We start from the raw sequence: 26796 nt of genomic DNA, 5'->3' as shown, positions 1-26796 counted from the left end.
GAGGGGACGGACGGAGCAAAAGCGGGTAAGGCTTGTGCTCCGTCCGTCTGAAAGTCCGTCGCGTATTTCACGTCAGCCGGCGGCTCCGGGCTTCAGCCAGAAATACAGTTTGATCTGATCGGGCCTGTCGGAGGGATGCGGGCCGCGCATGAACAATTCGCCGCCATTGCGCTCGATCACGCGCCGCGAGGCGTCGTTGCCCTCGTTGCAGAGGACGGTGAGGCGGTCGAGGCCTTCCTTCGCCGCCACGGCCAACAGAAGGCTCAGGGCGGTGGTCGCGTGGCCATTGCGCTGCTTCCACGGCACGACGGAATATCCGACATGGCCCGACACCTCGGGAGGCAGCTCCTCGTTGCACGCTTGAAAGCGCAGGCTGATGCTGCCGCAGAATTCGCCGTCCCAGATCCAGAACAGACGGATGGTCAGCGGCGGCGGTCCGGATCCGGCGCGTCGCCTGCCATCAGGACTGAGATCGTCGAGAAACCTTGATCTGTCCTGGCGCAGCCGCTGAAGCTCGCCGCGAACGTAGGCTTGGTCGCCCGCTCGGCGCGGATCGGGAGACCAGCCGGCGGCGAGCGCTGCTTCGAAGCCCGACAGGTTTTCCAGATCCGGCGGCAGCAGGATGACGGGGCCGGCGCGCTTTACTATATCTCCAGATGTCATTTCGCACCTATAGCGCGTTATCTACCTAAATGGGTCGACCAATCCTGGCCGCGCAGACAAGCACGACCGACCGGCGATCGGAAGCCGTGCAAGCTTCCGGCCATCAAAAAAGCCCCGCATCTTCATGCGAGGCTTGCTCCGATGGATGATTGGATTACCGGCACTGGCGGCGCGGGCCGTAGTTCGGCTGGTAGGTATTGTCATAGGCGCGGTATGACCGGTAGCGGCTATAGCAATACTCGGCATGTGAACTATAGGCACGCGCGCGCGGCTGCGAAGCGATGATGCCGCCGATGAGGGCGCCGGCTGCGAGGCCACCGATGATAGCGCCGCTGTTGTCATGTCGGCGATACCGGCGATCGTAGCGGCGATCCCAGCCGTACCGGTCGCCACGATCGTAGCGGCGATCCCAGCCATAGCGGTCGTCACGGTCATAGCGGCGCTCGCGGTAGCTGCGGCGGTCGCGGTCGCGATCGTTGTCGCGATTGCGGTAGGATCGGCGGTTGTCGCCATCGCGCGAGCAGACGATGGAGTATGGGTTGCAGGCGACGGTCATGACCCGGGCATCGGTACTTTGAGGGACCGTCTGGGCCGATAGCATCGGGCTCGGCATGAAGACCGGGCCTGCCGAGGCCGGCATTCCCGAGAAGGCCGTCGCTATCGACAGGGCAATGATGCCTAATTTGTTCATTTCACTCACCTTGGGTCAACGGATGTATGGAGGGGATAACGCGGGGGGAGGGAATAAGTTTCATTTTGGGATGGGGAGGGGTTATTTATGTGCGTATCTGCTAACGTACCGTGCTTTCATACATATAGGGCTGGTCGATAGGGGGCAAGGCGATTTGCTGTACGGCGTGCACTCTACGGTGTCCTGGGAAGTCGCGTAACGGGCTTTCGGCTATCAAAAAGCCCTGCATCTTCATACGAGGCTTGCACTAATGGATCGGCCCTAGCGGCACCGGCGGCGCGGGCCGTAGTTCGGCTGATAGGTATTGTCGGAGGCGCGATAGGACCGATAGCGGCTGTAGCAATAGTCCGCATGCGAAGAACCATAGGCAAGTGCGCGCGGCTGCGAAGCGATGATGCCGCCGATGATGGCGCCAGCCGCTAGGCCGCCGATAATGGCGCCGGTGTTGTCGTGACGGCGGTACCGGCGATCGTAGCGCCGATCCCAGCCATAGCGGTCGTCGCGGTAGTAGCGCCGGTCGCGATAGTCGTGGCGGTTGCGATACCATCTGCGATTATTGCTGAACTGACCCGGGCAGTTCGTGAAGTTGTTGCAGCCAACGGTCATGATGCGGGCATCGGAGCTTTGAGACGTCGCCTGCGCCGATTGCATCGGGCTCGGCAGGAAAGCCGGGCCTGCCGAAGCCGGCATTCCCGAGAAGGCCGTCGCTATCGACAGGGCAACGATGGCGAATCTGTTCATTTCACTCACCTTGGGGTAAACGGATGCATCGCGGGCAACGCAGGGGCAGGGATTAAGTTTCATTTTGGGATGGACGGGAGGGGCATATGTGCGTCGGCGCTAACGCAACAGGTGCTCGCCCAAAGGCCGACAGCGCGATACCGCAAATGGCCGGACCATCCGAAACGCTGATCGGCCGGCGCGTCTCCGCGGTGGCCTTCGCGATCTATGCCGCTGATGGCGCCGAGACGGGTCCATGGCTGGGGAAGCGCTGCCGGATGCGGTTTCGGAATTGTGGCTGCTGATACACGCCGATCTCAGCCGGACGGCGCGGGTGCGGGCTTTCAATACGTTTGTGTGGTGGGGGAACGGGATTTGCTGGAGGGGTGTGGGGATCGGTCTTCTTGCAATAGGTAGCGTTAACGCAACAGACATCTCAGAGTGGTAATTCCCTCCAAAAAGGGCTTGGTTACTGGCGGCGGTCGATGCCACTGGGTGCGTCTTGCCGGGGACTGGAAGAATGCTGAATTTGCGCGTGCCGCGGACGGCCCTGATCCTTGGATTGGGCCTGATTTTGTCGATAGGCATCTACGATAGGACATCCCGTGACAGCGCGCAGGTCGTCAACAACATCGTCCTTAAATCCGATCCCGACAGCAACCAACGGATCCATGCCGGGGCGGGTGATGACGTGGTATATGGTCGAGGCGGACAGGATGAAATCCGGGGTGACGAAGGGGACGACACGCTCTATGGCAACGAGGATGACGACCTTTTGACCGGCGGCACCGGCAACGACACCTACGGTTATGCACGCGGCGACGGCAACGACACCATTCTGGAAACGATCGAGGACAGCGGCAACGCCGACACCCTGATCTTTTCCGATATCGGCCCCGGCGATATCGCCCTTCGCCAGGAGGGCGACGATCTCATCGTTGCGATCAGGATGAGTGCGGCAGATGCCGCCAAGAACGCATCAATTATCGAGGAAGCGAGGCTTGCGGCCAAGAGCGACGGCAGGCTCGCCGGGGCGCTTGAAAGGACTGTCGCACTTATGGCCGCGGGCGGGTCGATCCTCATCAAGTCGGGACGATCAGGCGGCGAGAAGGGGATCGAAAGCATCAGGTTCAGCGACGGGACAATCTGGTCGAAGCAGGACATCGCCGCGCATATCAGCGTGGCTCAGCCCGAGGGTATAGCCGGCACGTCCGGCGGGGAAACCGTGGAAGGCACGATGGGCGACGACCTGATCATTGGGCTTGAAGGAAACGACACGCTTTCCGGATCCTTTGGCGACGACACCTATGTCTATGCCAGCGGCCATGGCTCCGACGTCATCGATGACATCGTCAACATGTCGAACGAGATCGACACGCTTCGCCTGACCGATCTCACCGCTTCCGACGTGATGTTGCTGCGGGATGCGGCAAAGCTGATGGTGATAGTCAAGCCCACGGGCGAAGTGATCACCGTCGAGAAGCAGTTCTTGGCCGAGGGCTATTGGGGAATCGAAAAGATCGAATTTTCCGATGGAATGTCCTGGGACAGGGACAAGATTCTTATGCGCTAGGTGCTGAACTGGAATGACTGCGCTGACTCCCAACGTGGTGTGTTCATCAGCGGCGGCGCAAGTTTCCGCGCCCAGGGTCTCTCCATGTGCCTGTCGGTGCCGGTAGATGGCGGGAGGAGTCGGTCCGCCCTTCGTTGTGCTAACGTGAGGCCGCTATCAGGCTCACCCTCCGCCGGCCAGCAATCGAAGCTGGTTCTCGTCATGCACACCCTGGCGGTAAAGCTCGATGATGAGGGCGCCTAAGCGGTCGGCCTCCTTGCCTGATCGGTCGATCTTTAGCCCACTACAGAGAGCTTCGTGGACACGCCGGCACACATCGAGGTCCTCGGAGGCGAGCGGTTCGTCACGCGTGCTGAACAGCTTGTCTGACATCGCAATCTGCCCTTTTTTGGATGCCGTGAATCGCTTTCGTGAAAAAAGATAATTTCGCGATCTTTGCTCTGCAAGATGGGCGAAGGTCTGAAATTCAAAAACAATTTTGGACACGCACGGGAAGATACGGGCGAGGGCGGCAGGGCATGGATATGAGACCCGATCGGCGTGCCGGCCTGATGGATAGCTTGCGCGTGCTATTTGGTTGCGGGGTCCTTGGCGCCTAGCTGCGATAGGCGCAGCTCTTTCAGCCGCTTGGTTTTTTCCCGGTGGGCCCGCTGCTCCGCCTCGATGGTTTCCTTGGCGGCTCGCTCGGTGTTTTCGAAACGATCCTGCCGGTAAGCCTTTGATGAGGGTTCACGTTCTCTTTTCATGGCCGCTAAACGCAAATCGGCGAAAACGGTTTCATGGGAAAATGAGTCTCTGGCTGTCAATCGATCGACATGGCCAGAACGCCGGCGTCTAGGATGGCAAGCCATCGTGGCAACCGGGCGCCTGATCGGCGCCCGGCAACATCACGGATCAGCCTTTGATGAAGGCGAGGATGTCGGGGTTTATGATGTCGGCATGGGTGGTGCACATGCCGTGGGGGAATTTCTCATAGACCTTCAACGTAGCGTTCTGCAGGAGCTTGGACGAGAGCAGGGCGGAGTCGGCGATCGGCACGATCTGGTCGTCGTCGCCGTGCATGACGAAGGTCGGCACGGTGATGATCTTCAAGTCTTCGGTGAAGTCGGTTTCCGAAAAGGCCTTGATGCCGTCGTAATGCGCCTTGGCGCCGCCGATCATACCCTGGCGCCACCAATTGTTGATGATCGGCTCCGAAACTTTCGCGCCCGGCCGGTTGAAGCTGTAAAACGGACCGGCCGGCAGGTCACGATAGAATTGCGAGCGGTTGGCGGCGAGCTGCTTGCGCAGATCGTCGAAGACTTCGATCGGCAGGCCGCCGGGATTGGCATCGGTTTTGACCATGATGGGCGGCACGGCGCCGATGATGACGAGCTTGGCGACGCGGCCCTGCGGCTGGCCGTGGCGGGCGACATAATGGGTCGCTTCGCCGCCGCCGGTGGAGTGGCCGATATGGACGGTGTTCCTGAGATCGAGATGCTCGACGACGGCTGCGGCATCGGCGGCGTAATGATCCATATCGTGACCGTCGCCGACCTGGGTGGAGCGGCCGTGACCGCGCCGGTCATGGGCGACGACGCGGTAGCCCTTCTCAAGGAAGAACAGCATCTGGGCGTCCCAGTCGTCGGAGCATAGCGGCCAGCCGTGATGGAACATGATCGGCTGGGCGTTCTTCGGCCCCCAATCCTTGTAGAAGATCTCGACGCCGTCCTTGGTGGTAACCGTGCTCATCTTTTGGCTCCGTTGGTTGGGGTTGGTTGGATTAATGCGGTCAGAAGTTTGCGCCGTTGCCGGCAGAATTGGCAAGGCCACGAGCGTGGTTGCGCCGGAGGCTTGGGGCAAGAAGATCACGCCTGAGGGGATCAACCGGCTCGAATTATGCTGATATGCTTATTGAATGGCTCTTTCTATTCTATTGATATGACAGAAGTTTGTATGGTTTCGCGAGTTGGGCGCGCAGCACCCGTCCATCTCGCATGACGGGGACGGGGGATTTGGCGATCCTCATCTGGCTGCTTCGTACTGCGAACATCTTTTGATCCCCGGTATGTCCGCCTGTTGAACACCTCAGGCATGTTCGTCATGGCATAACGAAGGCAGCTGATTTGACGGGCGAATGTCTGCAGTGAGCCAATTTTCTGCCGTTCGTTCAAGATATCTGTGCGGGTAGTTCAATATATCTGTCCGGCTAGGTGTGTTGGCATTCTCTGCGTTGCGCGCATTGCAGACTGCTGCTGGCGCTCACTTGAACGCGGGCCGACGCCCAACCATCTAATCCTCACATAACAGCACAATGGCGAACCGTCGCAATCGCGACCGCTTCGCCGGCAGCGGGACGGCCGTTATTGCCGCCTGAGGATCAAATAATGGGTTACATGGATAAGGACATAGCGCCTCAGAATGATGGGGCGCTGATCGATGCCTATTCGCAATCGATCGCAGCTGCAGTCGATATCGTCGGGCCGGCGGTCAGCCGGATCGAGAGGGTGGGTGGCCGGCAGGGGCATGGTTCGGGCTTCGCTATATCGCCTGACGGCCTGATCATCACCAACAGCCACGTCGTCGACGACGCCAAGGCCGTTCGCATCACCACGCCTGATGGCTTCGTCACCGAGGGTCGGGTGCTCGGCCGGGATGTGGATACCGATATCGCCCTCATTCGCGCCAATACCAGCACTGGCGCCTGGGCGAAGCTCGGAGATTCCCAGCGCTTGCGCCGGGGCCATATCGCCATCGCGATCGGAAACCCGCTCGGCTTCGAATGGACTGTTACGGCCGGCATCGTCTCGGCGCTCGGACGGTCGATGCGGGCGGCCAGCGGTCGGCTGATGGACGATGTCATCCAGACCGATGCGGCGCTCAATCCCGGCAATTCAGGCGGGCCGCTGGTGTCTTCCAGCGGCGAGGTTATCGGCGTCAATACCGCCGTCATTCAGGGTGCGCAGAGCATCGCCTTTGCCGTGGCGTCGAACACGGCCAATTTCGTGGTTTCGGAGATTCTTCGCTATGGCCAGGTCAGGCGCGCCTTCATCGGTATCGCCGGCGATACGATCGTGCTGCCGCGCCGGGTCGCGCTTGCGGCGGGCACGGTGCAGACGACCTCCGTCCGCATCCGGCGCGTCGAGCCGGAAGGGCCGGCGGCAAAGGGAGGGCTGCAGGAGGGCGATTATATCCTCGCCATCGACGGCAGCCCGGTCGGCGGCGTCGACGATATCGTCCGTTTGATGGATGGCAGCAGGATCGGCAGGGATACGGAGATTCTGGTGTTTTCGGTGGCGGGCCGGATCGAGAAGAAGATCTTGCTGCCGATGGCCCGGTCATGACGCCGCACGTCGGCGTCATGACAAGCCGTCATTTACGTCAGGCGCTGACGGCCTCCTGCTCGGTCCCCGAAAAATCCACCGCCGCAAAGGCTGCCGCCAGCACCTCCGGCCCGGCGCCGTTTTTCGCGGCATCGGTGGAGAGGATCTGGCGGTAGCGCCTTGCGCCGGGCAAGCCTGTGAAGAGACCGACCATGTGGCGGGCCACGTGCTGCAGCCGGCCGCCGCTGGCGATGTGGCTTTCGGCATAGGCCATCATCCGGTCACGCAGCGCCTCCCAGTCCGGCTCGCTCGCAGGCGCGCCGAAGAAACGCTGGTCGACGTCAGTAAGGATCGCAGAATTCTGATAGGCGGCCCGGCCAAGCATGACGCCATCGACATGGGTGAGGTGGGTTGCGGCCTCGTCGAGCGTGCGGATACCGCCGTTGATGCCGATGAAGACATCGGGCCAGCGCTGCTTCATCCGGTAGACGATCTCGTAGTCGAGCGGCGGGATCTCGCGGTTTTCTTTGGGGCTCAAACCCTTCAGCCAGGCCTTGCGGGCATGGATCCAGATCGCGTCGGCGCCGGCATCGAGAACGCGGGTGATCAGCTCGGGCAGTGCCTGTTCCGGGTCCTGCTCGTCGACGCCGATCCGGCATTTCACCGTCACCGGCACGGTCGCGACTGCCTTCATCGCAGCGACGCATGCGGCCACAGTTTCCGGCGTCAGCATCAGGCAGGCGCCGAAGGTACCAGACTGCACGCGGTCAGAGGGGCAGCCGACGTTGAGGTTGATCTCGTCATAGAGGTAGGGTTCGGCGATCTTCACCGCCTCGGCAAGCTTTGCCGGCTCCGATCCGCCGAGCTGCAGCGCCAGCGGGTGCTCGGCGGCGTCATGACCAAGCAGCCGGTCGCGCGGGCCGTGGATGATCGCATCGGCCACCACCATCTCGGTATAGAGCAGCGCCTCGCGGCTGATCTGGCGGTGGAAATAGCGGCAATGCCGATCCGTCCAGTCGATCATCGGGGCGACCGCAAAAATCGGCCTCTTCTGCGTCATCGACGTTCCATTGTTTGTTGTCTCTGGGTGCCGCAATGCGGCACCGCACCGCCGCAGGGGCGGGATCATCCATAAAGCGCGCATATAACACTTGCCGATGCGATCGACAAACGGCCGCCGCGCCGCAAACAGAAACGGCGCCCCTTGCGGAGCGCCGTTCAATGCCGCGTGAGCGGAAATCTGACTTACGAAGCCGAGATGTTGACGGCCTTCGGGCCCTTGCCCATGCGGTCCGGCTCGGTGTCGAAGGTAACCTGCTGGCCTTCGCGCAGCGACTGGATGCCAGAAGCCTGCAGCGCAGAGATATGGACGAAAACGTCCTTTGCGCCGCCGTCCGGCGTGATGAAACCAAAACCCTTGTCCTGGTTGAAGAATTTTACGGTGCCCTTGGTGGCCATTGGGATCGTCCTTTTCCCTTAGTCTGTGTAGTATCCGCGCCCCCGAGAGGAAGCGGACGGCTTTAGCTTTCGCCCCGATCGATTGGGACGAAGGGTCAGTCGGAGAAGTCACGTACGGGGAAAGAACGTCTACGTAGGCGGGTAGTCCCGCGCCGCCTTCCAAACGGAAGGGATTACCACATCAGTCCAGTCACCGGCATGCAAATGCCCGAGTAAGTCAATTCGTGCCAGCATTTCGGGCAAAAAGCAAGCGGGATTATTGTGGCATGCCCGCATCGATACCGGGAAATGCCGAAGATTCAGATACTTGACGATGGGTTAACGGATTCTTGCACGCCTGTGCCATATCGGGATTCCGTGCCGAAACGAGATGACGGGCGGATTCGATAGCCGGCCAGGGATTTCGTGGGCGGTCGGGGCGGCGGGCACACCGATCAGTCTTCATGGTGGGGTGAGGAACGGAGCAATCGATCCAGTGAAATCGATTGCAGTGGCAAACGCAGGGAACCACGAGGGCGCCCGGGCCGCCCGCCTACTGCGCGTCGCCCAGCAACGCGCCGAGGCTCCACGGACTATCACCCTTTTGATTGGCGATATCGTCGACCTTCCAGCCGCCGTGTTCACGCACCAGGGTGTAGAAGAGCGTCACCTCCTCGCCGTTTTCGAATTGCACCTCCACCTCGGCCTTGTCATTCAGCAGGATCGGTTGGCCGATCCTGACGTCGCTCGCCGCGCCATCCTGGCCAGCGATGACGGGATCGAAGTCGATCGCGCCGACATCGCCCTCCGCCGTGTTGTCGAGATCGGTCTGGAGGAGCTTGTTCAGGTGGTCGGAAAAGAAGGTCGAATAAGGTGAGGGCGCCTCGGCGTCGCTGTTGTCGGTGTCGTAGCTATAGAGCGCCTTAAGCAGCGCCTTCGGCGTCTTGTAGGTCTGCGCCGATGCAGGCAAGGCTGCGAGCGCCGAGACGGCGAGGGCGAGGATGAATGTGGGCAGGCGCATGCGGGCTCTCCTCGGATCGGCAGGAAATCATAGCCGAATCGGGTGCGAAGGGGGAGCAGCAATTTGGACCGGGCGGTCAGCCGAACTCCCTCTTCTACCCAGTGGGGAGAAGAGATTCGGTGGGGCACCTTGTTCCGCCTGATCGATACGGGGGCTTGCTGACCGCAAGCACCCCGTTTTGAAGGCCATTGGCGACGCATTTCTGCGTCGCCTGGAATCCAGTCGCAGTTAGATCAACGCCTCATGCGACAAGCTCGAAACCGACGCCTCGAAGACGTCCTTCACGGCGAGTGTGAAATCGTGGCTGGTGACGTTTCCTGCCGCGTCGTAGGCTTCGGCGGTGAAGGTCAGGCTATGGGTGCTTTCGTAGTCGATTGCGGCCTTTGTCTGGATCTTATTGCCGACGAGTTTGAAGATGCCGTCAGCATCGTCCGTCAGCCGCCATTTTACCGTGCCGCCTTCCGGATCGCGCGCCGAGAGAAGGCCGACCGAGGTGCCGATCGCGATATTCTCGGAGACTGAGCCGCGCGAGAAGGCGAGATTGGTCGGCGCCTTGTTGACAGGGGCTTCGTTGACGTCGAGGACATTGATCGTGATGTCCTTTTCGACCGTGACCTTGCCATCCGAAACGGCAACCTTGATCGTGTGCGACTTGTCGGTCTCGTAATCCAGCGCCTTGGAGGTGACGATACGGTCGCCCTTTATCCGGAAATGATCGTTGGCTCCGTCGAGCAGCGTATAGGTGAGGGCGTCGCCATCGGCGTCCTTGGCGCTGAGCAAGCCAACGGTGGTCCAGATCGGCGTGTCCTCTGAGAGGGCGGTCTTCGAAAGCTGGAAATTGGTCGGCGCGGTGTTATTGCTTGTGAAAGTTTCCGTGGCGAAATCGTAGATGCCGTCGGCGAAACGGGCGAATTCGATGTCGGTCAAGGTATCCTTGCCCTCCAGGGCGCTCGTCAGGATGTGGCTGCCATTGTCGATCGCGAAGGAATAGCTGGCGAAATCGCCGGAGAAGACGGCCGTGTCGATGCCGGTGCCGCCAAAGAGCATGTCGTTCCCGCCATAGCCATCAATTCTGTCATTACCAGCTCCACCGTCGAATATGTCGTTACCATCGGTGCCTTCAAGTTGGTCGCTGCCGCCACCGGTCGCGACGTCAATGCCGAAGGCCGTGCCACTTATATATGCCGAACGGGTGGCCAACTCGTCCGAGAGATCGACATGGGCACTGTCGGTCAATGTCAAGGAGATGATGCTTTCGTATCCCGGCTCGTAGACTACGATTTTGTCGAAACTTTCGAACTGCGCAGCCGAACCAATAGCGCCCGCTCCACCCAATTCGAGGATTTCGAAATTTTGGATCGTCAGGCCGCTCAGATTATAGGCTTGCAGCGTGTCGGTGTCGGCACCGCCATTGAGTGTTCCGGACGCCTCGACATCGGAGCCTCGAAACACAGTTACGGTGTCGTTGCCGTTGCCTGCATCTATATCGAAGATTTTTGCATCGGCGTAGTCGTCACCATCGGTGATCGTATCATCGCCCGCACCGCCTCTCAGGACGTCATTGCCGGCGTAGCCATGGATAACGTCATTGCCGGCGCCGCCGTCGAAAATGTCGTTGCCATCAGTACCTTCAAGTTGATCATTGCCGCCACCGGTCGTGACGTCGATGCCGAAGGCATTGCCGCTGATATGCGCCGAACGGGTGGCCAGTTCACCAGCAAGGTCGACGTGAACCCCGTCCGTCAATTTCAACGAGATGGCATAGCTATCGTAGTTTGGATCGTTGTAGACGACGATCTTTTCAAAGCTTTCAAACCGCGCCGCCGAACCAATAGTTTCCATTCCCCCCGTCTCAAGAATTTCGAAATTCTTGATCGTCAAGCCGCTCAGATTATAGGCTTGCAGCGTGTCGGTGTCGGCACCGCCATCAACTATTCCCGAATTCTCGATACTGTATGCGATCTGCAGGTTCACGGTATCATTGCCGTCGCCCCCATCTATATCGAAGACTTCTGGAGGGCCGAAAAAGTCACCGTCGCCGATCGTGTCGTTACCCGTTCCACCCCTGATCACATCATTTCCGGCGTCCCCATAGACTTGGTCGTTGCCTTCGCCGCCGGTCAACAGGTCATTTCCAGCATTGCCATGCAATGTGTCGTTGCCGGCGCCGCCGTCGAAAATGTCGTTACCGGCTGTTCCGACGAAATTGTCATTACCGGCGCCCGTCGTGACGTCTATGCCGAAGGCGGTGCCTGTGATGGAGGTCCGACGGGCTGCCAGCTCGTCGGAGAGATCGACATGAACGCCATCCGCCAATATCAAGGAGATGACGGAACTGTCGTAGATCGGATTGTCACCGTAGATGATCTTGTCGAAGCTTTCGAACTGCGCAGCCGAACCGGCAAGGTGGATCCCTCCCGTTTCAAGAATTTCGAAGTTCTGTATCGTAAAAGCGGTCAGATTGTTCAAGCCGGAAAGAACGTCGATCCCGTTGCCGCCATCGATCGCCCCTGTCAGCGATTCATCGCTTGCTAATATAATTACTTTGTCGTCGCCGTCCCCTGCATCGATCGTCGTTTTCGGTGTGTTAAAGTGCGCAGAGTCGGTGATCGTGTCATTGCCCGCGCCACCATTGATCTTGTCATTACCTTGCCCGCCGTCGAGCGTGTCGTTGCCGTCCCCGCCATTCAGCGTGTCATTACCAGCTCCACCTCGGATCGTATCTTCTCCGGCACCGCCGTTCAGCGTGTCTGCGCCATCGTCGCCATTTAGCGTATCGTTGCCTTCTCCGCCATTCAGCGTGTCATTGCCATTTCCGCCCGATATAGTGTCGTTGCCTCCGCCGGTCGTGATCGCATTGGCAGTGCTTGAGCCCGTCACCACTGCAGAAACCTGGCCCAACTCATCTGCAAGGTTTATCGTACCAAAATCCGACACCTTCAGAGTGACCATGGAGAGAGGATTATCGGCGGAGTAGCGGATGACATCGTAGGCTTCGAAGTCAGCGCCGGTCTTGGTGACCGTGGCGCCGTTCGTGTCCAAAATATTCAAGGCCATAGTTTAACTTTCCAAAAGGTGCGTGGTGCCAGCCTGGACGTGGCAGCGCCTCACGCGGAGGCGCGGCAGTCGTAGGCTGAAGCTCGAAGGGCAGGGAGCGCCGGATGCTCATTTTAGCGGAGCGCCGGCGTATTCTGGTCTCTTGAGCCCATCGGACGCATATCGCGTCCAGGGCAATCGTGCTGTGGCTAAATCAACGCCTCATGCGACAGGCTCGAAACCGACAGCTCGAAGACGTCCTTTACTGCCACCATGAAATCGTGGCTGGTGACGTTTCCGGCCGCGTCATAGGCTTCGGCGGTGAAGGTCAGGCTATGGGTGCTTTCGTAGTCGATTGCGGCCTTGGTCTGGATCTTGTTGCCGACGAGTTTGAAGATGCCGTCGGCATCGTCCGTCAGCCGCCATTTCACCGTGTCGCCTTCCGGATCCTTTGCCGTGAGCAGGCCGAGGGAGGTGCCGATCGCGACATTCTCGGAGACGGAGGTGCGCGAGAAGGCGAGGTTGGTCGGCGCCTTGTTGACCGGGGCTTCGTTGACGTCGAGGACGTTGATCGTGATGTCCTTTTCGACGGTGACCTTGCCGTCGGAGACAGCCACCTTGATCGTGTGCGACTTGTCCGTCTCGTAGTCCAGCGCCTTCGAGGTGACGATGCGGTTGCCATTGAGCCGGAAGTGATCGTCCGCCCCGTTGATCAGCGTATAGGTAAGCGTGTCGCCGTCGGCGTCCTTGGCGCTGAGCAGGCCGACCGTGGTCCAGATCGGCGTGCTCTCCAACAGGGAGGTTTTCGAAAGCTGGATATTGGTGGGCGCGCTGTTGCTGCCGTCGGGCGTGAACTTTGCCTTCGCGAAATCATAGACGCCGTCGGCAAAACGGGCGAATTCAACATCGGTCAGCGTATCCTTGCCCTCCAGGGCGCTCGTCAGGATGTGGCTGCCATTGTTCAACGCGAAGGAGTATTTGGCGAAATTGCCGGAGAAGACCGCCGTATCGATGCCTGCACCGCCAAGGAGCACGTCGTTGCCGGCGCCGCCTTCGAACCTGTCATTGCCGCCGGTTCCGTAGAAGTAATCGTCGCCGCCGCCGGTCTTGACGTCGATGCCGAAGGCGGTGCCGAAAATGTCGACGTGGCGGTTTGCCAACTCGTCGGAGAGGTCGGCATGGGCGCTGTCCGTCAAAGTCAGTGCGAGCACATCGTTCTCATAGCCCGGCTTGTCGTAAATGACGATCTTGTCGAAGCTTTCGAACTGGGCGGCCGAGGCGAGAACCTCGGCTCCCGCTGTTTCAAGAATTTCGACGTTCTTGATCGTCAGGCCGGCAAGCCCGATGAATTCATTGCCAGGGGCCAACGTGGGCTCGATCACACGGAGCGTATCCGTGCCGGCTCCGCCATCGATCGTTCCAGAAAGCGCGGAGGAGTGTGACTGCAAGTTGATGGCATCATTGCCGTCGCCGGCGTCAATGTCGAAGGCCTCAGGGGCGGTGGACATATTATCGCCGTCGGTGATCTTGTCGTCGCCCGCGCCACCCCTGATGACGTCATTTCCGGCGCCGCCTGAGAGCTGGTCATTGCCATCGCCGCCGGTCAATTTGTCATTGCCAGCATTGCCGTTGATCGTGTCGTTGCCGCCGCTGCCGTCGAAAATATCGTTGGCGGCCGTACCCGTAAACAGGTCGTCGCCGCCGCCGGTTTTGACGTCGATAGCGGAGACGGTGCCAATGATGCTAGCCCGACTCATTCCAAGCTCGTCGGAAAGATCGAGATGGGCATTGTCCGTCACTCTCAAAACGGCGAGAGAGGAGCCGAAAGCGTCCTTCGTTCCCGAGATCTTGTCGAAGCTTTCTAACTGTGCGGTCGAACCCGTAAAACCATAGTCACCGGTTTCAAGATTTTCGAAGTTCTTGATCGTCAGCTGGGCAAACCTGGACACTCGCAGTGTATCAATCCCGGCACCGCCGTCGATCGTCCCGGAAAGCGCCTGAGACGGTGTCTGGAGGCTTACGACATCGTTTCCGTCGCCCGCATTGATGTCGAAAACTTCCGGCGAAGAGCTGGAAAGCTGGCCATCGATGATCGTGTCGTCGCCCTTGCCGCCGATCAACCGGTCATTTCCGCCATTGCCATTGATATAATCGTTGCCGTCGCCGGCGTCTAAGATGTCTCTGCCGGCAGTCCCGGTGAGAAAGTCGCGAGCGCTTCCGGTCGTGACATCGATACCGGAAACGTTAGAGCTGCCAAAGATGTAGTTTAGCTTGCCTGCCAACTCGTCGGAAAGATCGACATGGGCGCCGTCTGTTAAGCTCAACTGGACGGAAGAATCGGAGCCTGTGCCGATGATCTTGTCAAAGGATTCGAACTGCGCGGTCGATGCGGTCACACCGGATGTCGCTGATTGGAGGATCTCGATGTTCTTGATCGTCAGGCCTGTTAGATCATTGGCTTGCAGCGTGTCGGTGCCAGCGCCGCCGTCTATCGTTCCCGATACCTTGGCGAAAGGGCCGTTGAACAAAGTCACTTTGTCGTTGCCATCGCCGGCATCGATATTGAAGGTTTCAGCGACATTGGAAAAATAATCTCCATCGCTGATCGTGTCATTACCCGCGCCACCCTTGAGAACGTCGTTGCCGACGCCGCCGTAAATCTCGTCATTGCCGTCGCCGCCATTCAGCGTGTCATTGCCAGCTTCACCATTGAGCAAGTCGTCGCCGCCGCCGCCGCTTAACGTGTCTGCGCCACCGCCGCTCACTATGGTATCTTTGCCTGCGCCCGTCGTGATCGTGTTGTCGCCGCTCGAGCCGGTCACGTTCGCGGAAACCGAGCCCAGTTCGTCTGCCAGATCTGCCACGCCGGAACCTGAGACGGCGAGGGTGACGGCGGCGAGAGGAGTGGCTTCAGAGTGGCGGATAACATCGTAAGCTTCGAACTCAGCGCCGGTCTTGGCAACTGTGGCGCCGTTCGTGTCCAGAATATTCAAGGCCATATATATCTTTCCCCAAAAGATGCGTTGTACTCGGCAATATGAGACATCCGCGAAAGAACTGTTTTATTGCTCGGCGGACGACAACCCCTCGGGGATCTATGCCAATCCCCGATTAAGTTTTCAATGCAAAATTGTGTCTTTTCATTGCTTTTTTAATGAAAAACTAAGGATGAAATACTGTGTAAACGAATTTTAATTTGAGAACTCAAAGACATACTTTGGTCTCCTAAATAGTATTATCTTTCATTTTCGGGTAGGATGCTCTCGCGAAAATTGTGTTTTCAGCGAGGTCTTCGCTGGTGCCGCGCCGCGCGACCATCCGCGTCACTATCGCAGGTTGGTGCTGGCTTCGACTTGTTTCGGCCTCTCTCGCGGGACGCCTCACACGAGCTTGATGAGTCCTGCCTTCGTCGGCTTGAATCCGCAGGCGCGGTAGAAGCCGCTCAGGCGCGGTTCGAAATCGACATGCAGCCACTCGGCGCCCCGCTCCCGCGCAACCCGCGTCGCTTCCCTGACCAGACGCGTCGCGATCCCCTGCCTTCGCATGTCGGGATGGACCGATGTATCGAGGATGAAGGCATGGATGCCGCCATCCCAAGCGACATTGACGAAGCCGATGAGCTGGTTGTCGTGGTAGGCGCCGATATGGGCGAGGCTGCGGGAGAGGATGTGGGTGAAGTCGCGCGGGGCGGGGGTGCCCCAGGCGGCGGACCAGAGGGCGTTGAATTCGGCGGAGGAGGGGAAGGGGTCGATGCGGAGTTCTGGCATGGGTGGCGGCTCCTTCCCTCATGCTGGCGGTGCTTTGGTCGGCCGTCCTGGCGAGTGTCCTGATATAACCTAAACCTGCCCCCATATTTTCCGCAGTGAAGATCCAAGGCATTCAGCCATCTTCCGGTCCTGCTCCTCGGTGGTATCGCCGATGCCCGGATTGTGGGCCTCGAGAGCAAAGCGGCCGAACGCGGCGGGCCAGACATACCGCAAGTCGTTCAATGATACGGTGGCGCCGCAGCAAGGGGCCATAGTGCTGAGGTCTTTAAACCCATCGGCAGACGCGGTTTCCATCGCCTCTCCCCACCATTCCTCGGCATCTGCACCGCAGGCGCTGCACTCCACGCCAGACCAGTTTTCGCCGGGATCGTAGAACCTGACCTCATCCTCGAAGCTCGATTTCACTTCGCCCGCGCCGGGGACGATGTTTCCAGCAGGGAGACCGCCTTGGTGGCGTTTTCCGGGGAGGGTTGCCAAGACGGGTCGGCTGGGACGTAGCGTAGGATGGTGTCGGACATTATTGGTTTCTTTCTGGTCACAGGCGCTCGTCAAACTGCGATAGGTATTCGATGCTTGAGGGGTTATTTGCAAGGTCCAGGAGGGTGAGCTAGGCGGCTGACCAGAGGGCGTTTAGTTCCGTAGCGGCGGGAAAGGAGTCGACGCGGAGTTCTGGCATCGCGGCTCCTTCGGTCATACTGTCGTGGCTTGACGATGTTCAGCCAGTTCCACATCTTGAAACAGGACATGTCGTCGCTGTCTATCTGCAATCTGGCAGCCCGCTTCTGCGGAGTCATGCTACGCCGGCGAGCTTATTGACGGTCATCATTTGAAAATATAGCGAAGCTTCAGATCAAAGTATTGTGCGCGCTCGTCCGCTTCATCAATGCTATTGAAACTGCGTGAAAGAAATGCCCGAATTAGGAATTTTTTTTCCACAGAAAACCGTGAATCCAGCTTTCTTGCCAAAAAGACCACCATTCTGTAGCTGATGTCCATCAGAAAATGGCCATTAATTCTTCTCTGCCAGTTTCCGTCCACATTCTCGTGCGAATTTTCCTGAAGATTTTGAGATATCCTAGACTGCTCGATTTCAACTATTTCCTCAGCTATTGTGGGTTTTCCGCCCAAGCGGCCATCTGTATACAGTCTCTGAAAACCGTCAGTTGCTATACCACCAACGTTAATCTTCCTGCTCATCTGATCGAATTTTGCAATCGTTCTCAGTATTTCGTCAGTATCTTCAAAGTAATTCATAATTTCCTGATTCCATTGTTGGCGGCGTTCGGCAATAGGGAGCTGATTATAGATAAAATAATCTATAAGCTCTTTCGAAAAAATGTCGTTTTCAAAGCTGTAACCGTATGTATATAGAACGTCACTACGATCAATATAATCTCCGCAGATATCATCGTAATCTCTATCCAACAAAAATAACGAGTTTCTATTCTCTTCCGGAGCTCCCTTTAGTATTTCTAGGATATCTGTTTTGCCGCCTGAAGGTAAGAATCTTACCTTAAGATCCGGACGAAAGCATTCGAATACATTGTTCCAAAATAAAGTATCAAGAGATATATCGTCCGTGCTGTTGCCTTCGTGGTACGCAACAATATCAACGCCTAGAAAAAGTGCGCGATTTGATATTCCATCAGGGGAGCGCTCGAATACAGTCACGAGCTTTTGCCTTCTTCAAGAATATGTTCCATGCGTATAACATTACGCTGGTTTCCAGCAACGATATCTGGAGAGTGAGTCGCAAATATTATTTGTGCATATGGATTAAGATGTTTTAGATTTGCAACGAGCTTTCTTTGCCAGTCTATATGCAGCGACAATTCCGGCTCGTCAGCAAGATATATGAAAGGTGCATTTTCTTGCACCAAAGAACTTCCTAGCATAATGAAAAGCTGTTTTTCTCCTGATGAGAGATCAGTAATGTCGACCTTTTTGTTATTGGCCGTAAATAACGGTTGATTTCGCTCGTCAAATCGGAATTTCTTGTTGACGAGTAAACCGTTTATTACCTCCGAAAATTTGTTTTTTGGTCCAAACGTTTCTTCCTTATCCTTTTGCAGCTCATTCCAAGTATCTACTAGTTTGTGAAGTCGAATTGTGTCGGATATAGCGATAAAATCGTTATAAAGAAGTGGTTTATTGTTTCTTCTGGTGGATATTGCTTTCTTTGCTCGATTGAAATGATTTTTAATAGATGTTCTATATATTGTATTGTCTTTAAAAAATTCTCTGAATATTTGTTCTAGACCAACTTGCTCCTTGTCCAAGTCGTATTGTTCTGCGTTCTCAATTTTTTCGACTGTTGCATTCAGCATGGATAAAAAATAATTCTGCTGAAATTCTTCTAGTTTTTTTGAATAGATTGTATCTAGAGCTGATAGATACTTAGTTGTTTCAATAATTATTTGGGATATCTTTTGATCGATCGGATTTTTTATGGTCTCGCCTATGCTCGATTTCTGAGACAGAAGGCCTCGATGCAGCGGGAGCCAGATCGCATTAGGCATCATTTCTGTAATGGCATTCTTTTCAGGCTCTTCTTCATCGTGGCCTAAAGTAAATATAGTCCATGTGTTAAGCGCCGATCTCGTGGTATCCGTGGTAGATATCACAATTATTGGATCGGCTTTCGAGGTGTTTCTGTATTGATACTCTATTGCCCACCGCATGGTGGTTGAAGTCGGTCGCTTTAGGATACGCAAATTTGGGCGATTTTTTCCTAATACCGGTATAAAAAATATAGATATTTCTTCGAATTCGGCTCCCCTTAGTGCCCGCGTATCGCAGTTCAACGCAGATCTAATTAAATTTATTAAGGTGGTTTTCCCGGTTCCGTTTAGGCCTATTATAAAGTTTATACTCTGGTCAAATCGGACTTCGATATTATTTTGCCCTAGAAACCCACGAATACTAATGTAGTCTATATACTTATTTCTCATCACATCCTCCGATTGAGTCATTTTAGGATGCCCTTTTCCGTTAAGCAAGATTGCAGAGTGAAGTTCTCCAATCCAAAGTGGCCATGGCGAGGCGGATACTCTTCCCTTCATCCACCACGCGAAGCTACTGCTGCCTAGAGCCGCGGATTGGTGTTAATGCATAGCGTGGGACGAATATAAGCACGTGCTCGCACTAGTTCGGTGCGTTAGATGAACCGTCCGCGTTTTTTGGGATATCAGCCAGGCTTGGCTCGGTGGGCTTTTACGTTTCGGCGCTGATTCCATTGAAGCTGTAGTGGCGAGTCACACCGGCTTCCTGCTCGTTTCTATTGGCTTAATATTGCGGCTTCGCGATTGCACGAGATGCAGGAGGCGAGATAAATGCATCGTCAATTTGTTCGTGACTAAGCGCTGAAAGCGCCGGACTATGACGGTGGCAGAACCATCTTGAGACGTGCCGTGTCGTCATCAATAATGTAATCGCTGGTCAGGTTGAGTATATCGATAGGCGATTGGAGTGACCGCCGCCGCATCGTTACGGACGCTCAGCCCTTCACCGCCCCGGCCGCCCGGTCTTCCCCTTCGTCCGCCCCTTGCGCTTCTGCTCGCCCGGGTCCTCATAGCTGCCCACGCCCGTCTTCCCGCGCACCACCGGCCGCACGTCGTCGCGTTCCGGCTGCGCGTCAAGCAACGGTGAAAACCGCTTCGTGCTCTTGGCGGCCTCCGGCTTTTCCGGAACCTGTCCGATGACCGGCTTTTCCGTTCGGCCGACCGTCATTTCATCGAGGTCGTTCTTGCGGAAGAGGGTCTTCTTCGTGGGTTCGGCGATGTCGCGGCCCATCTCATCCAGAGCGGGTTTGCGGAAGAGAGGGGTGGTGGTGTCGGTGCCTGGGCCCATGTCGTCGAGGCTGGGTCTGGAGAAGTAGGAGGGGGTGGCCCCCTCATCCGCCCTGCCGGGCACCGACCGGGGTCGAGCCACTTGTCTCGACCCGTCCTCCGGACCCCCGGCTGGGAGAAGGGACTCGCGGGTCGCTTTGGCGTTCCGTCTGACGCCTTCCATCGCCTTCGACTCCTCGCGCGCCATGGGATCGTCCATAATCGCCAGCTCGGCAGCCTTGAGGCGTTTGATTTCGTCGCGGAGGCGGGCGGCTTTTTCGAAGTCGAGGTCGGCGGCGGCGTCGCGCATGCTTTTTTCGAGCGCGTTGAGATGGGTCTGCAGGTTGTTGCCGACGAGGTTGCCGCCATCGGCGAAGCCCTTGCCCGAGACGCCGGAGATATCGGCGCGGACGTGGTCGCGTTCGTAGACGCTGTCGAGGATGTCGTTGATCCTGGCCTTGACCGATTCCGGGGTGATGCCGTGTTCCTGGTTATAGATCATCTGCTTTTCGCGGCGGCGGCTGGTTTCCTCCATCGCCCGCTTCATCGAGCCGGTGACCTGGTCGGCATAGAGGATGACCTTGCCGTCGACGTTACGCGCGGCGCGGCCGATCGTCTGAATCAGCGACGTTTCCGAGCGCAGGAATCCTTCCTTGTCGGCGTCGAGAATGGCGACGAAGCCGCATTCGGGAATGTCGAGGCCTTCGCGCAAAAGGTTGATGCCGACGAGCACGTCGAAGGCGCCGAGGCGCAGATCGCGGAGGATCTCGATACGCTCCAGCGTGTCGATGTCGGAGTGCATGTAGCGCACGCGGATCCCCTGCTCATGCAGATATTCGGTCAGGTCCTCGGCCATGCGTTTGGTCAGCACGGTGCAGAGGGTACGGTAGCCCTTGGCCGATGTCTCGCGGATCTCGCCGAGCACGTCGTCGACCTGGGTGCGGGCCGAGCGGACCTCGACCGGCGGGTCGATCAGGCCGGTCGGGCGGATCACCTGTTCGGCGAAGACGCCGCCCGATTGCTCCATTTCCCAGGCGCCGGGCGTGGCCGAAACGGCGATGGTGTCGGGGCGCATGGCGTCCCATTCTTCGAAGCGCAGCGGCCGGTTGTCCATGCAGGAGGGCAGGCGGAAGCCGTATTCGGCCAGCGTCGCCTTGCGCCTGAAGTCGCCCCGGTACATGCCGCCGATCTGCGGCACGGTGACGTGGCTTTCGTCGATGAAGACGAGGGCGTTGTCGGGGATGTATTCGAACAGCGTCGGCGGCGGGTCGCCGGGGTCGCGGCCAGTGAGATAACGCGAATAGTTCTCGATGCCCTGGCAGGAGCCTGTCGCTTCGAGCATTTCGATATCATAGCGGGTGCGCTGCTCCAGGCGCTGGGCCTCCAGCAAGCGGCCGGCCTTTTCCAGCTCCGCAAGGCGAAGCCTGAGCTCCTCCTTGATCGACTTGATGGCGCCGTTCAGCGTCGGGCGCGGGGTGACATAGTGCGAATTGGCGTAGATCTTCACCGATTTCAGGTCGCCGACCTTCTGGCCGGTGAGCGGGTCGAATTCGGTGATGGCGTCGATCTCGTCGCCGAACATCGAGATGCGCCAGGCGGCATCCTCCAAGTGGGCGGGGAAGAGTTCGATCGTGTCGCCGCGCACGCGGAAACTGCCGCGGGTGAAATCCATGTCGCGGCGCTTATATTGCTGGGCGACGAGGTCGGCCAGCAGTTGGCGCTGGTCGAGCCGGTCGCCGACCGACATCTGGAAGGTCATCGCCGTATAGGTCTCGACCGAGCCGATACCGTAGATGCAGGAGACCGAGGCGACGATGATGCAGTCGTCGCGTTCGAGCAGCGAGCGAGTCGCCGAGTGGCGCATGCGGTCGATCTGCTCGTTGATCGAGGATTCCTTCTCGATATAGGTGTCGGAGCGCGGCACATAGGCTTCCGGCTGGTAGTAATCGTAGTAGGAAACGAAATATTCCACCGCATTGTCGGGGAAGAAATTCTTGAATTCGGAATAGAGCTGGGCGGCCAGCGTCTTGTTCGGCGCCAGGATGACGGCCGGGCGCTGCGTCGCCTCGATCACCTTGGCCATGGTGAAGGTCTTGCCGGAGCCGGTGACGCCGAGCAGCACCTGGCTGCGGTCGCCATTCTCCAGCCCCTCGACGAGATCGCGGATGGCTGTGGGCTGGTCGCCGGCCGGCTCGTAATCCGACTGCATGCGGATGGCGATGCCGCCTTCCGATTTGTCGGGCCGGGCAGGGCGGTGCGGCGTCCAGATCTTGCCGTTCTTGTGCAGCGGATTGCCGCTCTCGATCAGCGCCGACAGCGCCTCGACCGTGGCGGTGACGGCGGTGCCAGCCTGCAGCGACGAGGCTTCCTCCAGCGTCGTATCCATACCGGAAACGGGATTGAGGCCGGCGGCCGCGCGCGTCTTCGGGTCGGTCGAGCCGCCCATCGAGGTGCCGCGCGCCGATTTCGAGGCGCTGACGCCGCCGTCGCTGGTTTTCGTCCTGGCTGCAATCTCCACCTTCTTGCGGTGTTTGCCCGCCTTGGAGGCGATCTGGCGCTGGGTCTCGACGCCCGAGGCCTCGGCATCGGCCTCCAGCTGCTTCACCCAATCGGCGACGGAGCCGGAAAGCGGCGCTCCCTCAAAGGACGATTGGGGAGCTTCCTCGAAGCCATTCGGGGCGGGGGATTTCTTCGGAGATCTGGCCATGGCGCGAATATGGAGAGAGTCAGCGCGAAAGTGAAGAGGGAAAGAGTACAAAAGGGAAACGAATGAATCGTTCGGATTTTTGAATAGTCTCCCGGTCGCGTGATACTAAAAGACCCCGCCCCAAACCCCTCCTGTCGGATGCCGGGGTCGAGCCACGGGTCTCGACCCGTCCTTCGGACCCCCACAAGTGGGAGGGGCTTAACCTGCCGCGCCGGCTTTCCAAATCCTCAACGTTTCGGAAGAGGCAAGGCGGTGCCGCCGGATTAGCCCCTTCCACCTGTGGGGAGGGGTCTTTCTTCAGCGATTCTACACTCATCAAGCCGAACGCTGGTCCGCCGGCCCCTCCAGCCGCGCGAGGTTCAACGCACTGTTGATCAACCCGACATGGCTGAAGGCCTGCGGGAAGTTGCCGAGCATGCGGCGGGCGGCGGGATCATATTCTTCCGCCAGAAGCCCGACATCGTTGCAGATATCAAGCAGCCGCTCGAACAGGCGCAGCGCATCGTCGCGGCGGCCGATCATGCCGAGGGCGTCGACGAGCCAGAAGCTGCAGGCGAGGAACGCGCCTTCGCCTGATGGTAGGCCGTCGTCCACCTCCTGCGTCTCGTAGCGCAGCAGCAGGCCATCGCGCAGCAGCTTGCGCTCGATCGCCTCGACTGTCGCGACATAGCGCGGATCATCAGGCGGGATGAAGCCGACCATGCCGAGCTGCAGCAGGCTGGCATCTAGCGCCTTGGAGCCGTAGGCCTGCACGAAACAGCCGAGTTCGGGATCGAAAGCCTTCTCGCAAACCTCGGCATGGATGTGATCTGCGAGCGTGCGCCAACGTCCGGCGGTCTCGGGCTCGCCGTCCGCCGCGGCAATCTGGACGGCGCGGTCGAAGGCCACCCAGGCCATGACCTTCGAATAGGTGAAATGCTGGCGCTGGCTGCGCACCTCCCAGATGCCTTCATCGGGCTCCACCCAGATTTTTTCGAGAAAGGGCAGAATGGCCGCCGCCAGTTCGCGTTCGCGGTGATGCGGCGGAAGCCCGCCCTTGCGGGCCTGCAGCATTGCGTCGGCCACCTCGCCATAGACATCGAGCTGCACCTGTTCGGCAGCGGCATTGCCGACGCGCACAGGTGTCGAGCCCTCGTAGCCACTCAGCCAGGGAACCTGCCATTCCAGCAGGTTTCGCTCGCCGGCGACGCCATACATGATCTGCATCTGCGCCGGGGCGCCGGCGACCGCCCGCAGCAGCCACTTGCGCCAGGCGCTAGCTTCCTCGTAGTAGCCGAGTTTCATCAGGGCGAGCAGGGTCAGCGTCGCGTCGCGCAGCCAGCAATAGCGATAGTCCCAGTTGCGCGGCCCGCCGATCTTTTCCGGCAGGGAGGTCGTCGCCGCGGCGATGATGCCGCCCGTCGGCATGTAGGTCAGTGCCTTGAGCGTGATGAGCGAGCGTTTGACCTGTTCCGTCCACCGGCCCACTTTCGGACATTTTGCGGCAAAGGATTGCCAGAATTCCTCCGTGTCCGGCAGCGCATATTCCACCTGCCGCTGAGCCGGCTGCGGCATGTGCGAGGGGGACCAGGTCAGGGTGAAGATCTGGCTCTCGCCAGCGGCAACCTGGAAGGAGCCGACCGTGCTCAGGCCGCGGCCTTCGAGCGGGACGGCGCAATTCAGGGTTAGCCTGTCCGGGCCGGCAATGGCGGTGATGCCGCCATCCTCGCCATGCGTGACCCAGGGAACGGTTCGGCCGTAATCGAAGCGAAGGTTGAGTTCCATATCGAAGGCGACAGTGCCGCTCTTGCCCTCGACGATGCGCATCAGATCGCTGGTGCCATCGCGAAGCGGCATGAAGTCGATGAGAACGGCGGTGCCGGTCTCGGTCTGAAACTCGGTTTCGAGAATGAGCGTATCGTTGCGGTAGCGGCGCGTGACGTGGACATTTTCACCTGACGGTGACAGCGACCAGAAGCCGTTATCCTCGGCGCCGAGCAGGGCGGCAAAACAGGCGGGGGAATCGAAGCGCGGAAAACAGAGCCAGTCGATCGAGCCGTTCTTCGAGACGAGTGCGGCGGTTTCGCAATCGCCGATGAGCGCGTAGTCCTCAATGGGTACCGACACCGGAGCCTCCTTTGCATAGCAGTCGGGCTTTTAGGTAGAGGCCGTGCGCGGAGGTCAAGCGCGGAAACTAACGGGGCGGTAGGCGTGCCGGGTATCATGCGAACTCCGGATATCGATGGGGGGCATCGCCAGCAATGCCAAGCCGAAATGGAAAGTGGCGATAAATAAAAGTCTGTGGTTGAAGGCTCCGCCGCCTCCCGCATTGCGCGCGCCGTTGTTACAGCTGTTGCGGGAATTGGGGACCATTCATGAACAAGATAATCATTGCATTCGCGGCCGCCGCGGCGCTTGCCAGCTGCGCCAAACGTCCTGACGCCATCGTCCAGGTCGATATTCCGATGGCTGCCTATACGAACCTCAGTTGCGAGGCGCTCGCAGTGGAACATAAGAAAGAGAAGGCCAAGCTCGACGACCTGTCCAAGCAGCAGATCAGCGCAGCGAACGGCGATGCTTTCGGTGTCTTCCTCGTCGGCGTCCCCATCGGCAGTGTCGCCGGGGGAGACAAGGAAGGCGAAATTGCCGCGTCCAAAGGCAAGGTTTCGGCCATGCAGTCCGCTGGAATGAGCAAGGGCTGCAAGCTGCCCGGCTGACAGCCGGGTCCGCAACCATAAAGATCGGCCCGGCCAAAAGTGAGGCATTGGCCGGCGATCCCGATTTCAATATCCATTCGCGCCCGTCGTTTCTTCGCCGAAAGGTCGGCGGCATTCGTGCAATGCCGCGCGGCCCCTCGTATCGGAACCAGAATCGGCCTTCCGCAGTTAGTTTCCTGTCACTTCAGCTTCAGGTGCTACTGCCATTAGCGATCATTCTGCCTTCTGGGAAAACCCCGTCTCGATCGACCTTGATACCGGCGAACGGCTGGTTCTTCGCTCACCGCAGGATGCGCTTTATGCACTCGTCTCGGACTGGCCGGTCAATGGTGGCGTCCACCAGCAAAGGGCGATCGATTTTTGCCGCGCCTGGCTTGCCGGACGGATGCCGGCCGAGACGGTGCGGCAGGCCGTTATCCTGGCGGCGCTGGAAGGTGGCGTTACGATCAATGATGATGACGACGGCGCAGAAGCCTCCGCTTTGAACCCTGCGGTATAGCTGGAGCGACGCGGCTATATCCACGCGTCACACGACCGGCATCCGTTTCGAAGAGATCGTCGCGTGGTCGCAGTCACTCAGGGCTTGGCCAGCACCCGTGCCTGCACCGGCTGCTCGATGCCCTTGAGCACAAGCATTCGGGTTTCGGCGCCTGCGGCGAGATCGGCAGCCTTCGCCGCCGTTTCGGAGGAGATCAGAATCTCGCCGGCTGCGGCCTGGGATTCCAGCCTTGCGGCCTGATTGACGACGCCGCCGATGGCGGTGAAATCGCTGCGGAAGCTTGAGAATTCGCCGATCTGAACCTCGCCGGAATGGATGCCGACGCCGACGCCGAGAGTGCGGCCGGGCAATGCCTCGAGCGCCAGACCGTTCAGCGCGGCGGCGCAGTTTTGCTGGATCTCCTGCGCGGCCAGGATCGCGGCGCCGGCGTGATCCTTTCTGACGATCGGAAAATTGAAAATCGCCATCAGGCCGTCGCCCATCTGCTTGTTGACGATGCCGTCATGCGCCCAGATTGCTTGCGCGCAACGATCCTGGAACTGGCTGACGATCTCGCTCAGCTGCACCGCTTCGATGCGCTCCGAAAGATCCGTGAAGCCCCTGATATCGGCAAACAGGATTGTGGCGTCGACGGTGATCTGGCGCTGCTTCTTGACATATCGGAAGGAGCGTTCGCAGATCGTGCAGATATCGGGGTTCATCTTGCTGCGGGTGATGCCGAGGGCGCGGAAGGGCAAGGCAAGCGGACCGCCGATCGGGATCGGCATATGCATCTGGTCCCAGCAGCCGCGGCAGATCCTGGCGCTGCCATGCCTGGCCGGCTCCGTGAAAGAGGCTGTCGTCATATCTAGCAATCC

At 58.8% G+C, this 26796-nt stretch carries 22 protein-coding genes; 4 read left to right on the top strand and 18 right to left on the bottom strand.

Annotation, left to right across the window (positions count from 1 at the left end):
* Window positions 1–72 precede the first annotated feature (72 nt).
* The 3 genes from OIU37_RS05275 to OIU37_RS05265 all read right to left on the bottom strand — a co-directional run bounded on the left by OIU37_RS05275 (window position 73) and on the right by OIU37_RS05265 (window position 2095).
* Complete coding sequence (locus OIU37_RS05275) at window positions 73–663, bottom strand: GNAT family N-acetyltransferase (RefSeq protein WP_264256287.1); 591 nt, start codon at window positions 661–663, stop codon at window positions 73–75.
* A gap of 154 nt (window positions 664–817) precedes the next feature.
* Window positions 818–1354, bottom strand: coding sequence for a BA14K family protein (locus OIU37_RS05270; RefSeq protein WP_264256285.1), 537 nt, complete (start codon window positions 1352–1354; stop codon window positions 818–820).
* Between the two features lie 261 nt (window positions 1355–1615).
* Window positions 1616–2095, bottom strand: a complete 480-nt coding sequence (locus OIU37_RS05265) for a BA14K family protein (protein ID WP_264256284.1) — start codon at window positions 2093–2095, stop codon at window positions 1616–1618.
* A gap of 499 nt (window positions 2096–2594) precedes the next feature.
* On the opposite strand from OIU37_RS05265, the gene OIU37_RS05260 reads away from it, so the two are divergent.
* Window positions 2595–3647, top strand: coding sequence for a calcium-binding protein (locus OIU37_RS05260; RefSeq protein ID WP_264256282.1), 1053 nt, complete (start codon window positions 2595–2597; stop codon window positions 3645–3647).
* A 162-nt stretch (window positions 3648–3809) separates the two neighbouring features.
* On the opposite strand, the gene OIU37_RS05255 is transcribed toward OIU37_RS05260, so the two are convergent.
* The 3 genes from OIU37_RS05255 to OIU37_RS05245 form a co-directional block, all read right to left on the bottom strand.
* Window positions 3810–4019: a hypothetical protein gene (locus OIU37_RS05255; RefSeq protein ID WP_180694802.1), complete on the bottom strand. Its 210-nt coding sequence runs from the start codon at window positions 4017–4019 to the stop codon at window positions 3810–3812.
* A gap of 197 nt (window positions 4020–4216) precedes the next feature.
* On the bottom strand, window positions 4217–4498 hold the full coding sequence (locus OIU37_RS05250) for a hypothetical protein (protein ID WP_264256279.1): 282 nt from the start codon (window positions 4496–4498) through the stop codon (window positions 4217–4219).
* Window positions 4499–4541: 43 nt separating this feature from the next.
* Window positions 4542–5378, bottom strand: coding sequence for an alpha/beta fold hydrolase (locus OIU37_RS05245; protein ID WP_168313299.1), 837 nt, complete (start codon window positions 5376–5378; stop codon window positions 4542–4544).
* A 635-nt stretch (window positions 5379–6013) separates the two neighbouring features.
* Here OIU37_RS05245 and OIU37_RS05240 point away from each other — a divergent pair.
* A complete protein-coding gene (locus OIU37_RS05240) occupies window positions 6014–6970 on the top strand; it encodes a S1C family serine protease (protein WP_180694804.1) in 957 nt (318 codons plus the stop codon).
* A gap of 37 nt (window positions 6971–7007) precedes the next feature.
* Here OIU37_RS05240 and dusA read toward each other — a convergent pair whose 3' ends face one another.
* The 11 genes from dusA to OIU37_RS05185 form a co-directional block, all read right to left on the bottom strand.
* Window positions 7008–8009, bottom strand: coding sequence for a tRNA dihydrouridine(20/20a) synthase DusA (dusA, locus tag OIU37_RS05235; RefSeq protein ID WP_264256277.1), 1002 nt, complete (start codon window positions 8007–8009; stop codon window positions 7008–7010).
* A gap of 185 nt (window positions 8010–8194) precedes the next feature.
* Entirely contained in the window at window positions 8195–8407 is a 213-nt protein-coding gene (locus OIU37_RS05230; RefSeq protein WP_003540801.1) for a cold-shock protein, read from the bottom strand.
* 532 nt (window positions 8408–8939) lie between these two features.
* On the bottom strand, window positions 8940–9407 hold the full coding sequence (locus OIU37_RS05225) for a YbjP/YqhG family protein (RefSeq protein ID WP_264256219.1): 468 nt from the start codon (window positions 9405–9407) through the stop codon (window positions 8940–8942).
* 228 nt (window positions 9408–9635) lie between these two features.
* Complete coding sequence (locus OIU37_RS05220) at window positions 9636–12464, bottom strand: metal-binding protein (protein WP_264256217.1); 2829 nt, start codon at window positions 12462–12464, stop codon at window positions 9636–9638.
* A 188-nt stretch (window positions 12465–12652) separates the two neighbouring features.
* Window positions 12653–15442 (bottom strand): metal-binding protein, encoded by a 2790-nt coding sequence (locus tag OIU37_RS05215; protein ID WP_264256216.1) that lies wholly within the window; start codon window positions 15440–15442, stop codon window positions 12653–12655.
* A gap of 381 nt (window positions 15443–15823) precedes the next feature.
* Window positions 15824–16210, bottom strand: coding sequence for a GNAT family N-acetyltransferase (locus tag OIU37_RS05210; protein WP_264256214.1), 387 nt, complete (start codon window positions 16208–16210; stop codon window positions 15824–15826).
* A 69-nt stretch (window positions 16211–16279) separates the two neighbouring features.
* Window positions 16280–16687 (bottom strand): hypothetical protein, encoded by a 408-nt coding sequence (locus OIU37_RS05205; protein ID WP_264256213.1) that lies wholly within the window; start codon window positions 16685–16687, stop codon window positions 16280–16282.
* A 345-nt stretch (window positions 16688–17032) separates the two neighbouring features.
* Entirely contained in the window at window positions 17033–17881 is an 849-nt protein-coding gene (locus OIU37_RS05200) for a DUF4435 domain-containing protein (protein WP_264256211.1), read from the bottom strand.
* Window positions 17878–19272, bottom strand: coding sequence for an ATP-binding protein (locus tag OIU37_RS05195; RefSeq protein WP_264256209.1), 1395 nt, complete (start codon window positions 19270–19272; stop codon window positions 17878–17880). The genes OIU37_RS05200 and OIU37_RS05195 overlap by 4 nt, the downstream gene beginning before the upstream one ends.
* Before the next feature lie 442 nt (window positions 19273–19714).
* Window positions 19715–22744, bottom strand: a complete 3030-nt coding sequence (uvrB, locus tag OIU37_RS05190; RefSeq protein ID WP_264256208.1) for an excinuclease ABC subunit UvrB — start codon at window positions 22742–22744, stop codon at window positions 19715–19717.
* Between the two features lie 315 nt (window positions 22745–23059).
* Window positions 23060–24850 carry a glycoside hydrolase family 15 protein gene (locus OIU37_RS05185; RefSeq protein WP_168313852.1) on the bottom strand — a complete coding sequence of 597 codons (1791 nt, stop codon included), beginning with the start codon at window positions 24848–24850 and terminating at the stop codon, window positions 23060–23062.
* A gap of 248 nt (window positions 24851–25098) precedes the next feature.
* Between OIU37_RS05185 and OIU37_RS05180 the strand changes: the two genes are divergently transcribed.
* The gene (locus tag OIU37_RS05180; protein ID WP_168311667.1) at window positions 25099–25440 is read left to right on the top strand and encodes a hypothetical protein; all 342 of its coding nucleotides are present in this window, start codon (window positions 25099–25101) and stop codon (window positions 25438–25440) included.
* A gap of 205 nt (window positions 25441–25645) precedes the next feature.
* Window positions 25646–25939, top strand: coding sequence for a DUF982 domain-containing protein (locus tag OIU37_RS05175; protein ID WP_319004710.1), 294 nt, complete (start codon window positions 25646–25648; stop codon window positions 25937–25939).
* A gap of 77 nt (window positions 25940–26016) precedes the next feature.
* On the opposite strand, the gene OIU37_RS05170 is transcribed toward OIU37_RS05175, so the two are convergent.
* Window positions 26017–26784, bottom strand: coding sequence for an adenylate/guanylate cyclase domain-containing protein (locus tag OIU37_RS05170; RefSeq protein ID WP_264256205.1), 768 nt, complete (start codon window positions 26782–26784; stop codon window positions 26017–26019).
* Window positions 26785–26796: the final 12 nt, after the last annotated feature.

This window comes from Rhizobium sp. BT-226, from assembly GCF_025847085.2.
In the GTDB taxonomy this organism is placed as follows: Bacteria; Pseudomonadota; Alphaproteobacteria; order Rhizobiales; family Rhizobiaceae; genus Rhizobium; species Rhizobium sophorae.
This window is presented reverse-complemented; position numbering and strand designations above follow the sequence as displayed.

Coding starts and splice junctions, on each gene's coding strand:
- OIU37_RS05275 (WP_264256287.1), bottom strand. CDS start 663: ATGACATCTGGAGATATAGTAAAGCGCGCCGGCCCCGTCATCCTGCTG.
- OIU37_RS05270 (WP_264256285.1), bottom strand. CDS start 1,354: ATGAACAAATTAGGCATCATTGCCCTGTCGATAGCGACGGCCTTCTCG.
- OIU37_RS05265 (WP_264256284.1), bottom strand. CDS start 2,095: ATGAACAGATTCGCCATCGTTGCCCTGTCGATAGCGACGGCCTTCTCG.
- OIU37_RS05260 (WP_264256282.1), top strand. CDS start 2,595: ATGCTGAATTTGCGCGTGCCGCGGACGGCCCTGATCCTTGGATTGGGC.
- OIU37_RS05255 (WP_180694802.1), bottom strand. CDS start 4,019: ATGTCAGACAAGCTGTTCAGCACGCGTGACGAACCGCTCGCCTCCGAG.
- OIU37_RS05250 (WP_264256279.1), bottom strand. CDS start 4,498: ATGGCTTGCCATCCTAGACGCCGGCGTTCTGGCCATGTCGATCGATTG.
- OIU37_RS05245 (WP_168313299.1), bottom strand. CDS start 5,378: ATGAGCACGGTTACCACCAAGGACGGCGTCGAGATCTTCTACAAGGAT.
- OIU37_RS05240 (WP_180694804.1), top strand. CDS start 6,014: ATGGGTTACATGGATAAGGACATAGCGCCTCAGAATGATGGGGCGCTG.
- dusA (WP_264256277.1), bottom strand. CDS start 8,009: ATGACGCAGAAGAGGCCGATTTTTGCGGTCGCCCCGATGATCGACTGG.
- OIU37_RS05230 (WP_003540801.1), bottom strand. CDS start 8,407: ATGGCCACCAAGGGCACCGTAAAATTCTTCAACCAGGACAAGGGTTTT.
- OIU37_RS05225 (WP_264256219.1), bottom strand. CDS start 9,407: ATGCGCCTGCCCACATTCATCCTCGCCCTCGCCGTCTCGGCGCTCGCA.
- OIU37_RS05220 (WP_264256217.1), bottom strand. CDS start 12,464: ATGGCCTTGAATATTTTGGACACGAACGGCGCCACGGTCACCAAGACC.
- OIU37_RS05215 (WP_264256216.1), bottom strand. CDS start 15,442: ATGGCCTTGAATATTCTGGACACGAACGGCGCCACAGTTGCCAAGACC.
- OIU37_RS05210 (WP_264256214.1), bottom strand. CDS start 16,210: ATGCCAGAACTCCGCATCGACCCCTTCCCCTCCTCCGCCGAATTCAAC.
- OIU37_RS05195 (WP_264256209.1), bottom strand. CDS start 19,272: ATGAAGGGAAGAGTATCCGCCTCGCCATGGCCACTTTGGATTGGAGAA.
- uvrB (WP_264256208.1), bottom strand. CDS start 22,744: ATGGCCAGATCTCCGAAGAAATCCCCCGCCCCGAATGGCTTCGAGGAA.
- OIU37_RS05180 (WP_168311667.1), top strand. CDS start 25,099: ATGAACAAGATAATCATTGCATTCGCGGCCGCCGCGGCGCTTGCCAGC.
- OIU37_RS05170 (WP_264256205.1), bottom strand. CDS start 26,784: ATGACGACAGCCTCTTTCACGGAGCCGGCCAGGCATGGCAGCGCCAGG.